This is a genomic window from Bradyrhizobium sp. LeoA1Lang, from assembly GCF_055413685.1.
The window spans coordinates 57981-72379 of the sequence record NZ_JBVAPG010000003.1; the positions used below are offsets into that span (position 1 = coordinate 57981).

Sequence of the window (14399 nt, forward strand, 5' to 3'; positions counted from 1 at the left end):
GCCGACACGTTCAAGGAGGCTGCAATGGAAACGATCTTGGCAAAGTGGGAACACCTCTCCGCATCGTCAGGTGCATTGCGGTTCTTGGACATCAATTTGCGCAGCATCGGACAAGTTATGTTTCAGAACAACCCGCTGACCGGGATTCTCTTTCTGGCCGCGATCGCCTGGGGTTCATACGCGGCCGGCGTACCCCGAGTGGCAATTGCGGGGATCGTCGCGGTCGTCGTGGCAAACCTAACGGCGCAATGGCTTCACGTCGATAACGAGCCGCTCTATTCCGGGCTCTATGGATACAACGCCGTCCTTGTCGGTCTCGCGTTGGCGACATTTTTATCGCCGAGCGCGCTCATGTGGGTGTATGTGGTGCTGGGAGCGTCGGTTTCGGTCATCGTGATGCTCGGGACTGCCAACGCCGTCAAGCCCTGGGGTGTATCCAGCCTCACGTTTCCATTCGTGCTGACGACGTGGCTCCTCTTGTTGGCTACGTATGGTTTTTCCGGTCTCGTAGGGACTGCGCTGCCGTCCGGCAACGTCATCACCGCCTTTCAACCCTATGAGGCCAGCCCGCTCAAGCTCATCGACCTCTTCCAGGGCGTGCTTCAAAGCATCTCACAGGTCTTCCTGAAGGCGAGTGCTGTGGCGGCCCTGCTGCTGCTCGCTGGCCTGGCCGTGAACTCATTGACTGCCGCCGCGTTCGCTCTCGCCGGCGCGATACTGGCAGTCCTGGTGGCCCATCTTTTCGGCGCTGAAAGCGACCTGATCACTGGCGGGCTTCTCGGCTTCAGCCCGGTACTGACCGCGATCGCGCTGGGTACCGTGTTCTACCGACCGAGCTGGCGAGTCGCGATCTACGCCATGCTGGGCACGCTGTTCACCGTCATCGCACAAGCGGCGCTGAACGTTGCGTTGACGCCGTTCGCCATCCCCGCGCTGACCGCGCCTTTTGTGCTCGTCACATGGATCTTCCTTCTTCCGCGCCAATGCTTCGAGCCGACTGCGGCTGGCGCTGGCGATGTCGTGAAAGCGCGTACAACCTAGATCAGCACTTTTGGGAGAGCCTGCATGGGCGACCGGAGTTTGGCAGTGCGCGCGGACAAGCACCAACGTCATCGAATCGCAGATCTCAAGTCGTTGCTGAGGGAGGCCTGAGCCATGGGACTCATTGGGATATTGCTTGGTTTAGCCCTGCTCATGTGGCTCGCGTACCGTGGAGTGAGTGTTCTGCTGGTCTCTCCGCTGGCGGCGCTCATCGCGGCCGTATTCTCGGGCGAACCGCTGCTCGCGCACTGGACGCAGACGTTCATGGCCGGAGCGGCGCGGTTCGTCGCGCAGTGGTTCCCCATGTTTCTGCTAGGCGGGTTGTTCGGAAAGCTTATGGGCGACAGCGGTTCGATCAGCTCCATCGCGCAGTATTTGACCAACAAGTTGGGAGCCAGCCGCGCGATGCTCGCGGTGGTGATCGCCTCGGCTATTGTGACCTACGGCGGCGTGAGTGTGTTCGTCGCATTTTTTGTGCTGGCGCCCATGGCTCACGAGATGTTCCGGGCCGCGAACATCCCGCGCCGCTTGTTGCCGGCAACGGTCGGCCTCGGTGCATTCACGTTCACCATGTCAGTGATGCCGGGAACCCCCTCGGTCAACAACGCCATTCCGATGCCGTACTTCGGCACTACCACCTTCGCGGCCCCCGGGCTGAGTATCATCGCATCCGCTATCATCTTCGCCTTCGGCATGTGGTGGCTCGGCCGGGCCGAGGCTGCCGCGCGCAAGGCTGGCGAAGGTTACGGAGGCGAGGCGGATACCACTCCTGTCGTTGACGAGATGGTTCGCGAGCAAGCGGCGCCGGCGGGCGACTTCGACCCGGCCGAGTTGCCGCACGGCAAGCAGGCCGAGAATGTGCCTCCCTTCGCCCTGGCCGTACTGCCCCTCATCGTCGTTATCCTCACGAATTTCTTGATGTCGCTTGTCGTATTCCCGCGCCTCGATTTTTCGTTCCTGTCCGAGCCCGAGTGGGGCGGTACTACGATCGGGGCCGTGTCCGGCGTCTGGTCAGTTGTCGTGGCTCTCGCGGCGGCAAACTTGACGGTCCTTCTCATCAACCTCCGTCGTTTGCCATCCTTGCGCGAAAGTCTCGACGCCGGGGCGAATTCCGCGGCCTTGCCAATGTTGATGATCGCTAGTCTTGTCGGATTCGGCGCAGTGGTTGCCGCGTTGCCGGCATTTGCGACGGTTCGCGATGCGGTATTCTCGATTTCTGGAGGACCGCTGGTTTCATTAGCCGTCTCTATGAATGTGCTGGCGGGGCTGACCGGTACTGCTTCTGGCGGTATGGCAATTGTGCTCAATGCATTTGGCGACGACTTCTTGCGTCTTGGCACGGAGCATCACATCGATACCGAATTGATGCATCGCATAACAACGATGAGCGCGGGTACCCTCGACGCCCTCCCCCACAACGGCACGGTGTTGCTGCTATTGCAGATCAGTGGTCTGACTCACCGTGAAAGCTATCTCGACATGGTGATGACCGTGATCGTCAGTTGCATTATCGCACTTGTTGCCGTCTTGATACTGGGTTCGGTTTTTGGATCGTTTTGACGGCTGAGATCACCGCTAACTTGGCCGATCGAGCTGGCCCGGGCCGATCAGCGCAGGCTCATGCACCTCGCGCATCGCGGATTGCCTGAGCGACTTTCGTCGCCTGCGACACTCGTCCGATTCGCGCGCCTGTGACGATCTTTCTTCGGCGCGTGCTCAAGCGCGGCACCATGCCTTCATTGGCGGTGGATCCGGCGGAGGGATAGGGAATAAAGCTCGCGGCTCGCAGCGCGAGAGCCTTTCGAGCCGCTTCGACATTGGCGGTCCGAGCTGCCAGGTTGTGAAGACGCCTGAGCTCGCCGTTTACCCGCTTCAGTGCTGCGGCAAAGACCTGCTTGCGTTGCGAAGGGCGCTCGGCGGTTCCTGGGAAGTTCGCGCCGCGAGCCTCACCTTTTCCGCGCGTCTCTCGCCGCTTTTGTCGGCCGAGCGTTCGCTCCTTATCGCGCATCTTGCGCAAGCGGGATCGCATGTCCGCAAGATCAGCCGGCTCGACGTCATAGATGGCGGGATGATGCGTGAGGCGGATCGTCTCGTATTCGTCGTGGCTAAGGAGGCTGCGTTCGAGCTTGCATGGGACCGACATTTCCTGTTCCTCCGTCGAATCTGTCGATGCTCACGTCAGCAGAATCATCCAGGTCTAGCGCCGCGTGTGGGTGATATGTCATGCTCGCATAAGGTTGCAGGATTTGCCATCTGCCATCCTTTCGCCTGTCAGCAACTTTCTGTGTTCGTCATTCAGGTCGCCGCTATCAGCGATTCGCAAAAATGCTGTTGGGTGAAGATCGATATCGATTTGAGTTTTGCTCCGCCTTGTGCTTCTTTGCGCGCGTCATCGGTGCCCTTGTAGGGTGAAACGGGAACGCGGTGCGGGAATCTTCCCAACGCCGCGGCTGCCCCCGCAACTGTAAGCGGATATTTGCGATCCGAATGCCACTGGACCTGCCAAGCAGGTTTGGGAAGGCGGATCGCGAGACGACCGCGAGCCAGGAGACCGGCCGTTGACGAGTATCAACTCGTTCGACGGTGGGTCGGCGGAAGGGCATTTATGAGCTTGCGGCGTTTTCTTGCCGGGTGTGCGGCCGTTGTCGCATGCAGTCACACTGGCGCGATGGCCCAATCGGGTCCCGAACAGCTTCCTGCTGTTGTCATCAATCCGGAGGTCCGGTCCAAACCTCCCACGAGGAACAGGCAAAGGTCTTCAACGACTGGTCCTGCGCGCCCAGCGCCCAGTACCGAAGCCGCTCCGGCAACTCCTGAAGTCGTTGTCACCCCCGACCGTACGCTGGAGCCGGCGAGCCGTACCGGAAGCTCGGTCAGCGTGGTCACGCACGAAGTGCTCGCGACCAGCAACCCGACCTCGCTCGTCGACGCGCTGCGGACGGTGCCCGGGCTCGATATCACCGAAAGCGGCGGGCCAGGCGCAACGACCAATGTGCGCTTGCGCGGCGCGAATACCGGTCAGACGCTGGTCATGATCGATGGCATCAGGGTCAACGATCCGACCGCCGCCAGTGGCGATTTCGATTTCGCGATGTTCGCCCCGAGCGCGATCGAGCGGATCGAGGTGCTGAAAGGCCCGCAGAGCGCACTCTACGGATCGGACGCGATGGGCGGCGTAGTCAACATCATCACCAAGAAGGGCGCCGGTCCAGCACAGCTCGACGTCAGCACCGAGGGAGGAAGCTACGGCACGGCGAGCAGCAGCGCATCGCTGACCGGAACCTCGGGGCCGTGGTCCTACGCATTCACGGGAAACGGGCAGCATAGCAACGGCTTTTCACGCTACGGCTATCGCATCCCCGCGCTCGAAGCCAAGTATGGTCCCCTCGAGCGCGACGGCTTCGACCGCGTCGGCGGTTCGGCACGCGTCGGCTACGACGCTGGCGAAGGCGTACGCCTGGAGACGGGCATGCTGACCTCGTTCACGCGGTCCGCCTACGACCAGGCCAGCGGAACGTTCCCGGACACGCCGTCGAGCGCGACGCGCCTTCTCGAGCAGGTCTGGGGACGCGCCTCATTCGACACGTTCGGTGGCATCCTCACCCATAGCGTGAGCGCGTTTGAAACACACATCGATCGCTCGTTCGACGACGTCACCTACAGGACCAACAAGCTGCCGCAGAACACGACGTCCATCCTCTCCAATTTCGTCGGCGACAGCACGGGCCTGGAATATCAGGGCAACCTGAAGGTCGGCCCGCTCGGATCGCTCATCGTCGGATCGCGCGTCCAGCATGAAACGGCGAGCACCTCCACCACCAACCTGCTGCCGATCCCCGGCGCGCCGACGCCACAGCTCGCCGGGACACAGGACACGAATTCAGTCTTCGCGCTCTGGCAACTGCCGATCGGCGAACGGCTCAACATCACGATGGGCGGCCGGGTTGACGACGTCGTCGATGTTGCACGGTTCGAGACATGGCGAGCCACCGCGGCGTACACGATCGCGGAGACCGGCACCAAGCTGCGTGCGAGCGCCGGGACAGGCGCCAAGGCGCCAACGCTCTATCAACTGTATGCGCCGACTTACGGCAATTCCGCGCTCAGCCCCGAGGAAAGCTTCGGCTACGACGCCGGCATCGACCAAAGCCTGTTCGGAGGCCGCGTCGTGGTTTCGCTGACCGGCTTCGGCAACCGGTTCAGCAACCTGATCGACTTTGTGACCGATGCGGCGCATCCGCTCGGGCACTACGTCAACGTCTCGCGCGCCGAAACCGACGGACTGGAACTCGGGGTCAACGTCGATATCCTGCCGGGCTACCTGAAATTCAACGCCGCCTATACCTACCTGCAGGCCAAGGATCTTTCGACCGGCCTGACGCTGGCGCGCCGGCCGGAAAACCTGGCGAGATTCTCGTTCCCCATCACACCGATCAAGGATTGGCTGATCGAGCCGCGCGTGCTCGCGGTGTCGAAACGCTACAGCGGTTCAAACGAGACGCAGCCACTGGACCCTTACGTCCGCGTCGACCTCTATACCGAATACAAGATCGATGAGACCTGGAAGGTGTACTTGCGCGGCGAGAACATTTTCAACGAGCACTATCAGGAAGTGTACAACTACGGCACGACCGGGCCTGCGGCTTACGCCGGGTTCAGTGCCCACTGGTGAAACGGATGTGATGATGAGCGCGCGGGATGCGCTATCCGATCGAGCGAAACGCGCTAGCCAGGCGATCGAGACCATCGTCCGACGCAAGGCCAAATCGCAGCCATTCGCGTGCCCAGTCGAAGCTGCGGCACCAGATGTGGCGTCGTGCCAGTTCGGTGTGCAAGTTCGGGGCATCGGGATGGGAGGCAAGGCGAAAGAGCGTGGTCCCTCCGACAAGCTGAAGGCCGGCCTCTGTAAGGACATGATCCAGCTTGCTCGACTGGCGAGCGAGCTTCACGCGCGTCTCGTCGGCCCAGGATCGATCCCGCAAGGCGGCCGTGCCCAGGTGGAGCGCCGGGCCGGAGACTGGCCATGGACCCAGCGCCGCCGAGATACGTTCAACGATGTCGCGTCGGCCGATCACGAAGCCAAGGCGAAGCCCCGCGAGCCCATAGAACTTGCCGAAGGAACGCAGCACGAGGATGGGAAGGTCGGCGCTCATTCTGGCCGCACTGATGGCGGGATCGACATCGGCAAAGGCCTCGTCGATAACCAGCCAGCCTCCGCGGCGGTCGAGCCGCTCGGCAACGTGCCGAAACGCCCCGCCATCGGCGATACGTCCATCCGGATTGTTGGGGTTGACGACGACCGCGTGAATGGCGCGTTCAGGCAGCGCGGAGAGATCATTCACTGCGAGAATCTCCCGGCCTCCGCTGCTCCACGCCGCCGAATGCTCGCCATAGGTCGGACTGACCATCGCAACCGCTCCGGGACCTGCGAGATACGGGATCCATTGAATGAGCGTCTGGGTGCCGGTGGCGGCCGCGATATCCGCATCGTCGGGCACGCCGTAAGCTTGGCGCGCCGCGGCGAGGAGGTCCTGCTCGTCGGCCCGCGATGGCAAGCGCGTCCATGCACTGCCTGGAACGGGATGCCGAGTCGTCCACGGCCAGGGATTGATCCCGGTCGACAGGTCGAGCCAGTCCGCAGGCTCGCCGCCATGGCGCGCAATGGCTTCCGTCAGATCACCGCCGTGCTTCATGATCGCTTCATGCCATCAATCGCGCTCCTGCGCGAGACCCTTGTTGGCCTACTGCGGCCGGCGATCGGCGCAACGTTCGCGTTGCTGGCAGCATTGCTCGGAGGACATGCCGCTCATGCAGCCGATCTACCACGCGTCGCTTCCATCAATGTCTGCACGGACCAACTGCTTCTGGCGCTGGCCGATCCAAGCCAGATTCTCGGCCTCAGTCCCTATTCACGCGACCGCACCCGCTCCTGGAACGCGGAAAAGGCCGCAGCCTACCCTCGACTATCAGGCGAAGCCGAAGATGTCCTGATATTGCGACCGGACGCGGTGGTTGCCGGCAAGTTCACCAAGCGTGCAACACGGGAATTGCTGAAGGACAAGGGCGTGCGCGTGGTCGAATTCGACGCGGCGCGTTCGCTGCAGGACGTGAAGAGCCAGATTCGGCAAATGGGTGAACTCCTCCACCAGCCGGATCGCGCCGTATCGGAAATACGGCGGCTCGACACGGCAATCCAGCACGCTAGGGAGGCGGTATCGCAGCGCCCCTATCGCGTGCTGGCCTTGTCGCGGCGCGGCTGGGTTTCGGGTGGTGGCAGCTTGATCAGTTCCATGCTGGCCACGATCGGCCTCAAGAACGCGGCAAGCGATTTCGGCTACAAGCTTGGAGGTTTTGCGTCGCTGGAGGCGATCGTTAAACTGAGACCCGATTTGCTCCTTGTATCTGACAGCGGCGACTTCGCGGAGGACGAAGGTGAAGCCTTCCTGTTGCATCCGGCGCTTGAACGTTTCTATCCGCCGTCGAAACGCCTGGTCATCCCCGAGAAACTGACGGTCTGCGGTGGGCCGATGCTTTCGGAGGCGCTGGAACGCCTCGTCTCCGAACTAAGCCGCGTGGCGCGATGACATGCTGGCGGGAAGCGAGACGATCTTGATCGTGGTGCTGGCGATCGCATTCGATGGGCTCATCGGCGATCCGGATTTGCTGTGGCGCCGCTTTCCGCATCCGGTGGCGCTGATGGGCTTGGCCATCAACATGCTCGATCGCGCGCTGAACCGCGAGCAATGGTCGGCCGCACAGCGCAAGGCCGCGGGATGCCTAACCACCGGCGTGCTGGTCGCGATCTGCGCAGGCCTAGGCCTGCTGCTGGAAGCCGCGCTGGGATCGACACTGCTCGGGCAAGCAGCCCAGGGGCTTGTGGCCTCCATCCTGATCGCGCAGCGCAGCCTCTATCAGCACGTCAGCCGGGTCGTCTCCGCCTTCACCGACGGTGGACTTGCCGGGGCAAGGCGCGCGGTATCCATGATCGTCGGCCGGGATCCGGAACAGCTCGACACCAGCGGCGTCTCGCGCGCGGCGATCGAATCCTGCGCGGAGAATTTTTCCGACGGCGTCGTCGCGCCGGTGTTCTGGCTGGCGCTGCTCGGGCTGCCGGGATTGTTCGTCTACAAGGTCGTCAACACTGCCGATTCAATGATCGGCCATCGCAGTCCCCGCTACGAATCCTTCGGCTGGGCAGCGGCGCGGCTTGACGATCTGCTCAACCTCGCCCCTGCAAGGCTGGCCGCCATCCTGATCGCGCTCGTCGCGCCGATCGCAGGCGGCTCCACGGCGCAGGCCTTCAAGATCGTGTGGCGCGACGCTTCAAAGCACAGGTCGCCGAATGCGGGCTGGCCGGAAAGCGCCATGGCAGGTGCGCTCGGTCTCGCGCTGGCCGGGCCACGCCGTTATGGCGACCGCCTCGTCGATGACCCCTTCCTCAATGCCGGTGCCCGGATGGATGCCGATTCTGCCGACATCCGTCGCGCACTCAACCTGCTGATTGCAGCGTGCTCGCTGGAGGCAGCGATCTATGCAGCACTGGCGTTCGTGGTCTGACGGCTCCGTGCGATCTCGAGCATGCGATCGATGTCGAGATGCGCTTCCAGATGGTCGGCGAGCGCATCGAGTGCCGACTCGATCCGCGCCTCATAAGCGACAGACGAAGCGACGCCGAGATTGGCCAGCCACGCCTTTCGGAAGCTGTCATTGACAAACAGCCCGTGCAGATACGTCCCCTGCACACGACCATCGGCCGAGCTGGCGCCGTCGGAGCGACCGTCGATCGTGACCACCGGGCGCACGCAATCCTCACCGCTGGTGCGGCCGAGATGAATCTCATAGCCCTCGATCGGGCTGCCTGTGGCGCAATGAATACCCCGCACGAGCGTCGTCGATTTTTCGGCATCCATCGTCGTGGCGATATCGAGCAGCCCCAGCCCCTCGACCGTGCCGGCCGGACCATCAATGCCATCGGGATCAGCGATCGTCCGGCCGAGCATCTGGTAGCCGCCGCACAATCCGAGCACCTGGCCGCCGCGCCTCGCATGCGCCTTGATATCGATATCCCAGCCCTGCGCACGCAGGAAGGTGAGATCCCCGATCGTCGATTTGCTACCGGGCAGGATGACGACATCGGCGTCGACCGGGATCGGTTCGCCCGGCCTCACGAACACCAGCCTCACGCCGGGCTCCATGCCCAGCGGATCCAGATCGTCGAAATTGGCGATACGCGCAAGCACAGGAACGGCGATGACCTTCCGCGCGAAAGACGTCTGCACGCGATCGAGATCAACGGCGTCCTCGGCAGGTAGCCAGGCTGCCTGAGGTAGCCACGGCACCACGCCGAGCGACGGCCAACTGGTTAGACGCGTGACCGCTTCAAGTCCCTGGTCGAACAGCCTGGGATCGCCGCGGAACTTGTTGATCAGGAAGCCGCGAATGCGCGCGCGCTCCTCGGCCTCCAGCACGAGATGCGTCCCTACAAGGCTGGCGATGACACCGCCGCGATCGATATCGCCGAGCAACACGACAGGTACATCGGCTGCCGTGGCGAAGCCCATATTGGCAATATCGCCGGCGCGCAGATTGATCTCGGCCGGACTGCCCGCACCTTCGACCAGAACGATATCCGCCACTTGCGCGAGACGCGCGAAACTGTCGAGCACCGCGGGCAGCAGCGCCGCCTTCTTTCCGAGATAATCGGCCGCGCGAAGCGTGCTACGCCGCTGGCCCTGCACGATCACCTGCGCACCGGTGTCGGTCTCGGGCTTCAGCAGCACGGGGTTCATATGGACGCTGGGCGGCATCCGCGCGGCGCGCGCTTGCACTGCTTGCGCGCGGCCGATCTCGCCGCCATCGACTGCCACCGCCGCATTGTTCGACATGTTCTGCGGCTTGAACGGCGCGACTTTGAGGCCGCGCCTCACTAGCGCGCGCGCCAGGCCCGCGACAACAGTCGACTTCCCGGCGTTGGAGCCAGTGGCCTGGATCATCAGCGCCGGCGTCGGCCTTGCCATCAGAATTCTATCCCCTTCTGACCCTTCACGCCGGCGCGGAACGGATGCTTGACCAGCGTCATCTCGGTGACCAGATCGGCCATCTCGATCAGCGACGCATGCGCGTTGCGGCCGGTGATGACGACGTGCTTGTCGGCCGGCTTCTCGTCACGGAGAAAGGCAAGCACTTCGTCGATCGGAAGGTAGTCGTAACGGAGGACAATGTTGAGCTCATCCAGCAGGACCATGCGATGGCGATCGTCGCGGATCAGCTCCTTGGCGCGTTCCCAGCCCTTCCGCGCGGCTGCAATGTCGCGCTCACGATCCTGCGTTTCCCAGGTGAAGCCCTCCCCCATCACATGCAAGGTCACGAGCTCTGGAAATTTGGCCAGCAGCCGTGCTTCTCCCGTGTCCCACTTCGGAGATTTCGTGAATTGAACGACGGCGACGGGATAACCGTGACCGATATGCCGAAACACCATACCAAGCGCGGCTGATGTCTTGCCCTTGCCGGTGCCGGTATGGACGATCAAGAGTCCTTTTTCGCCTGTCTTGGTCGCCATGATCTTGTCGCGCGCGGCCTTGTGCTTCCGGGCCTTCTCGCGATGGCGGGCATTCTCGTCATCGGCTTCGTGAGATGGGTTCATCATGCGATTTCTCTCTTTGCTTCGTGCAGACTTTCGGCGATCACATCCGCGGCGCGATTGGAGCGTGGTGTCCATAATCCGCGCCTGATTGCTTCCGCGAACCGGGCAGCCATCTCGCGGAGCGCCGCCGGGTTGGACTGCTCGATGAAATCTCGCACCCGGTCGTCTTCGAGATAGGCCGCGAACAACTGATCGAAATAATGATTCGAGACCGCATCGGTCGAGGCCGCGAAACCGAACAGATAGTCGACGGTCGCAGCCATCTCGAATGCGCCCTTGTAGCCGTGCCGCATCACGCCGGCGATCCATTTCGGGTTGGCGGCGCGGCCCCGCACCACGCGGGATATCTCGTGCGCCAGCGATCGCACCGCCGGCATCTCGGGCCGCGACGTATCGATATGCGCAATGCGCGGCGCCTGCCCGCGCAATGTCGACACGGCGGCTGCCAGTCCGCCCATGAACTGATAGTAGTCGTCGGAGTCCAGGATATCATGTTCGCGGTTGTCCTGGGCCTGTGCGATCAGGTCGACGTCGGCCAGCCGCTCGACAAGATCGTCGCGGGCAGCGCTGCCCTCCGCCCCGGCGCCATAGGAATAACCGCCCCAATCCAGATAGACGTCGGCCAGATCAGCGCGATCGTCCCAGCCGCCCTCGTCGATCAAGGCTTGCAGCCCCGCGCCGTAGGCGCCGGGCTTTGAGCCGAACACCCGATGAGCAGCGCGGCGCTCGGCGAGCTCGCGGCTGATGCCGCTTGCTTCCAGCGTCTGCCGCCGGCGGCGGACATTCGCGGCGATCGGATTGGCGTCATCAGGTTCGTCGAGCGCCGCGACAGCCGCCACCGCGCTCGCGATGATGTCCATCTGGGTCGGAAACGCATCCCGAAACAGGCCCGAGACACGGAACGTGACATCGATGCGCGGACGTCTCAGTTCAGACAGGGGCGTGATCGCAAAGCCGGTCACCCGTCCAGAGGTCTCCTCCCAGGTCGGCCGGACACCGATCAAGGCGAGCGCCTGCGCAACGTCATCGCCGCCGGTGCGCATGTTGGCGGTCCCCCAGGCCGACAAGGCGATCGTGCGCGGCCATTCGCCGGTTTCCTGCCAGAAGGATTCGACGAGCCGTTCGGCCGCCAATTGCCCGATCCGCCATGCCGAGGGAGTCGGCACCGCGCGCACATCGACAGCGAAGAAGTTGCGGCCGGTCGGCAGCACGTCGGGCCTGCCACGCGTCGGCGCCCCCGACGGACCGGGAGGCACGAAGCGGCCATCAAGACCGCGCAGCAATGCCGCCATCTCCTGCGGCGGGCTCGCGTCAATGGCCGGCCGCAATCTCGTCTCGATCCAGTTCTGCACGGCTGCGGTGCGTATCCACGATGGGTCCGGCATCGTTTCGCCCGATACTAGCCGCAACGCCAGTTCTTCGATCCGTTCGACAGTGTCCCCCGTCGTCCGCCACAGGTTCGAGCCAAGCGCGGCCAGGACCGCCGGCCATGGCCCTGTGAATGGGGCAGCGAGATCGCGGGTCAGCGGGTCGAAATCGACAAGACCGAGATCGAGCGCCAGTGAGCGATGCAGCGAGGCGTCTTCCGGTTTGCGGTCCGACCGCGGCACACGCGCGATCGAAACGAGGAGATCGGCGCAGCGCTTCGCATCCGGAGCACGCCCGAACACGTGGAGACCGCCCCGGATCTGCATTTCCTTGATGTCGCAAAGATGCGCGTCGAGCGCACGCAGCGCCTCGCCGACCGGCATGTCCCGCGTCAGGTTGACATCGGCATCGAGCCGCTGCGCCCGTGCTGTGGAGAGAATATCCTCGGCGATGACAGCCGCGCGCTTCGGATCGAGATCGGTTGCAACCGAATATTCGTCGACCATCGACTCCAGCCGCGCCAGATCGTCATGCAATCCGGCGCGGGTCACCGGCGGCGTCAGATGATCCACGATGACCGCGGAGGTGCGGCGCTTGGCCTGGATGCCTTCGCCGGGATCGTTCACGATGAACGGATAGAGATGCGGCAACGGCCCCAGCACCGCATCCGGCAGGCAATCGGCGGAAAGCCCGGTGCTCTTGCCGGGCAGCCATTCCAGATTGCCATGCTTGCCGAGATGAACGATCGCGTGGGCGTCGAAGACGCGGCGCAGCCAAAGATAGAACGCCAGATAGTGATGGGGAGGAACGAGGTCCGGATCGTGATAGCTGCTCTTGGGATCGATGTTGTAGCCTCGCGCCGGCTGCACGCCGACAACGACATTGCCGAAGCGATGCAAGCCGAGACGGAACACGCCATTGGGGACGTGCGGATCATGGACGGGATCACTCCAACGCTCCGTGACCGCACGCTGAACATTGGGAGGGAGCGCACTAAATGCCGCTTCGTATTCCGCAAGCGGCCATGACGCGCCACCGCGCCGCAAGGCGCGGCCCTCGAGCGCATTGGTCGGCCCCTCCTGCAACAGCCGCATCATGCCGGCGGCATCATCAGGTGCGCCGGAAATCGCGTACCCCTCGTTCCCCATCGCGGCGAGGATTCCGATCAGGCTTTGCGGCGTATCCAGACCGACGCCGTTGGCGAGACGGCCGTCGCGATTGGGATAGTTGGCGAGGACGATGGCGACCCGTCGCTGGCTCGCAGGCGTACGGCGCAGCCGCACCCACGCCGCAGCGAGATCGGCTGTAGCCTTAACGCGACCCCCGACTGGGCGGAAAGCTGTCGGCGTGAAGGAGCCAAGGCTCTGTCCGGATTCCTTGAACGCAATGGCATTGGCGAAGATGCGCCCGTCAACCTCGGGTAAGACCACATGCATGGCAAGGTCACGCGGGTTGAGGCCGCGGGTCGAGCTTTCCCAGCTTTTGCGGGAAATGCCGGCCTGGGCGACCTGCAGCACGGGACAGTCGGTCTCCGACAATATCCCGGCGTTTTCGCGCGCGGTCGCCGTCGCAAAGGCCGTCGCGTTCACGATGATGTCGGGCGGATGTGCGGCGAGCGCCGGGCGCAGGAATGCGATCGAGCGTTCGTCCTTGAGGCTCGTGACATAGAGCCCGACTACATTGAGCCCACGCGCCCTGAGCGCGGAGCACAGCGCATCGACCGCGGCGGTATCGCCGCCTGCGACGAGGGCGCGGTAGAAGATCACGACAGCGTTGGGGCGTTGGTCGGTGGCAGGTTCGCCGTTCCAGAAGCCGGCGGCCGGCATTGGCCGCGCCGACGGCGGCCTGTTGCCGTGGCCGATCAGATGCGCGGCGAAGCGAAGCGCCAACTGCGCGTTGTCGATGCCGCCTTCAGTACAATAGCGCCACAGTTCGTAGGTCTCGCCGGCGCCGAGCGTGCCGCGCGCGGCTAATGCAGCGTTCCAGTCGGTTTCGCCGGGAATGCAGGCGAACAACGTTCCGCGCTGGATCGCGTCGCGCCGAAGGCTTTCAACGCCGTGCGGCCAATAGCTTTCGCCGCCGAGCATCCGAAGCACGACGATCTTTGCTTCGCTCAGCGTGCGTTCGACATAGAGATCGACCGAGGCGGGATGACCAAGAGCCAGCAGATTGGTCAGGCGGACACTCGGGAAGTTCGGAGGCAATGCCGCGTGCGCAGCACCGAAGGCCGCCAGATCACTGTCGGCCGCAGACAGGATGACGATGTCGGCGGTTTCCTGCCCGAGGTCGCGAGCGACATCGCCGTCGTCGATGCTGCCGCCGCTGTCGAGTTTCAGATGCATTGATC

The 14399-nt window shown here is 63.5% G+C and carries 10 protein-coding genes and 1 riboswitch; of the genes, 6 read left to right on the plus strand and 4 right to left on the minus strand.

Features of this window, described 5'->3' with window-relative positions; all coding sequences use genetic code 11:
* The first annotated feature begins 24 nt into the window (after positions 1 to 24).
* The 4 genes from yut to ACZYOF_RS01825 all read left to right on the plus strand — a co-directional run bounded on the left by yut (position 25) and on the right by ACZYOF_RS01825 (position 5713).
* Positions 25 to 1041 (plus strand): urea transporter, encoded by a 1017-nt coding sequence (gene yut, locus ACZYOF_RS01810; protein WP_130578166.1) that lies wholly within the window; start codon positions 25 to 27, stop codon positions 1039 to 1041.
* Between the two features lie 114 nt (positions 1042 to 1155).
* Positions 1156 to 2601, plus strand: coding sequence for a GntP family permease (locus ACZYOF_RS01815; protein ID WP_463714593.1), 1446 nt, complete (start codon positions 1156 to 1158; stop codon positions 2599 to 2601).
* Between the two features lie 280 nt (positions 2602 to 2881).
* On the plus strand, positions 2882 to 3448 hold the full coding sequence (locus ACZYOF_RS01820) for a hypothetical protein (protein ID WP_463714594.1): 567 nt from the start codon (positions 2882 to 2884) through the stop codon (positions 3446 to 3448).
* Positions 3418 to 3615, plus strand: a riboswitch (cobalamin riboswitch). (Overlaps the previous gene by 31 nt.)
* 94 nt (positions 3616 to 3709) lie before the next feature.
* Positions 3710 to 5713 (plus strand): TonB-dependent receptor plug domain-containing protein, encoded by a 2004-nt coding sequence (locus tag ACZYOF_RS01825; RefSeq protein WP_463714595.1) that lies wholly within the window; start codon positions 3710 to 3712, stop codon positions 5711 to 5713.
* Positions 5714 to 5744: 31 nt separating this feature from the next.
* Here the strand turns inward: ACZYOF_RS01825 and cobD are convergent, their stop codons facing one another.
* The gene (gene cobD / locus ACZYOF_RS01830; protein ID WP_463714596.1) at positions 5745 to 6734 is read right to left on the minus strand and encodes a threonine-phosphate decarboxylase CobD; all 990 of its coding nucleotides are present in this window, start codon (positions 6732 to 6734) and stop codon (positions 5745 to 5747) included.
* A 9-nt stretch (positions 6735 to 6743) separates the two neighbouring features.
* Between cobD and ACZYOF_RS01835 the strand changes: the two genes are divergently transcribed.
* Positions 6744 to 7625: an ABC transporter substrate-binding protein gene (locus tag ACZYOF_RS01835; RefSeq protein ID WP_463714597.1), complete on the plus strand. Its 882-nt coding sequence runs from the start codon at positions 6744 to 6746 to the stop codon at positions 7623 to 7625.
* A gap of 1 nt (position 7626) precedes the next feature.
* Complete coding sequence (gene cbiB / locus ACZYOF_RS01840; protein WP_463714598.1) at positions 7627 to 8598, plus strand: adenosylcobinamide-phosphate synthase CbiB; 972 nt, start codon at positions 7627 to 7629, stop codon at positions 8596 to 8598.
* Here cbiB and ACZYOF_RS01845 read toward each other — a convergent pair.
* The 3 genes from ACZYOF_RS01845 to cobN are packed head-to-tail and all read right to left on the minus strand — an operon-like array spanning position 8571 to position 14394.
* Complete coding sequence (locus ACZYOF_RS01845; RefSeq protein WP_463714599.1) at positions 8571 to 10058, minus strand: cobyric acid synthase; 1488 nt, start codon at positions 10056 to 10058, stop codon at positions 8571 to 8573. The genes cbiB and ACZYOF_RS01845 overlap by 28 nt on opposite strands.
* Positions 10058 to 10687, minus strand: coding sequence for a cob(I)yrinic acid a,c-diamide adenosyltransferase (gene cobO / locus ACZYOF_RS01850; RefSeq protein ID WP_165421081.1), 630 nt, complete (start codon positions 10685 to 10687; stop codon positions 10058 to 10060). The genes ACZYOF_RS01845 and cobO overlap by 1 nt, the downstream gene beginning before the upstream one ends.
* Positions 10684 to 14394 (minus strand): cobaltochelatase subunit CobN, encoded by a 3711-nt coding sequence (gene cobN, locus ACZYOF_RS01855; protein ID WP_463714600.1) that lies wholly within the window; start codon positions 14392 to 14394, stop codon positions 10684 to 10686. The genes cobO and cobN overlap by 4 nt, the downstream gene beginning before the upstream one ends.
* Between the last annotated feature and the right edge of the window lie 5 nt (positions 14395 to 14399).

Bases quoted from the DNA above. Each gene is read 5' to 3' on its own strand.
- cobN (WP_463714600.1), bottom strand. From the start codon at position 14,394: ATGCATCTGAAACTCGACAGCGGCGGCAGCATCGACGACGGCGATGTC.
- ACZYOF_RS01835 (WP_463714597.1), top strand. From the start codon at position 6,744: ATGCCATCAATCGCGCTCCTGCGCGAGACCCTTGTTGGCCTACTGCGG.
- yut (WP_130578166.1), top strand. From the start codon at position 25: ATGGAAACGATCTTGGCAAAGTGGGAACACCTCTCCGCATCGTCAGGT.
- ACZYOF_RS01815 (WP_463714593.1), top strand. From the start codon at position 1,156: ATGGGACTCATTGGGATATTGCTTGGTTTAGCCCTGCTCATGTGGCTC.
- cobD (WP_463714596.1), bottom strand. From the start codon at position 6,734: ATGAAGCACGGCGGTGATCTGACGGAAGCCATTGCGCGCCATGGCGGC.
- ACZYOF_RS01825 (WP_463714595.1), top strand. From the start codon at position 3,710: ATGGCCCAATCGGGTCCCGAACAGCTTCCTGCTGTTGTCATCAATCCG.
- cobO (WP_165421081.1), bottom strand. From the start codon at position 10,687: ATGATGAACCCATCTCACGAAGCCGATGACGAGAATGCCCGCCATCGC.
- ACZYOF_RS01845 (WP_463714599.1), bottom strand. From the start codon at position 10,058: ATGGCAAGGCCGACGCCGGCGCTGATGATCCAGGCCACTGGCTCCAAC.
- cbiB (WP_463714598.1), top strand. From the start codon at position 7,627: ATGCTGGCGGGAAGCGAGACGATCTTGATCGTGGTGCTGGCGATCGCA.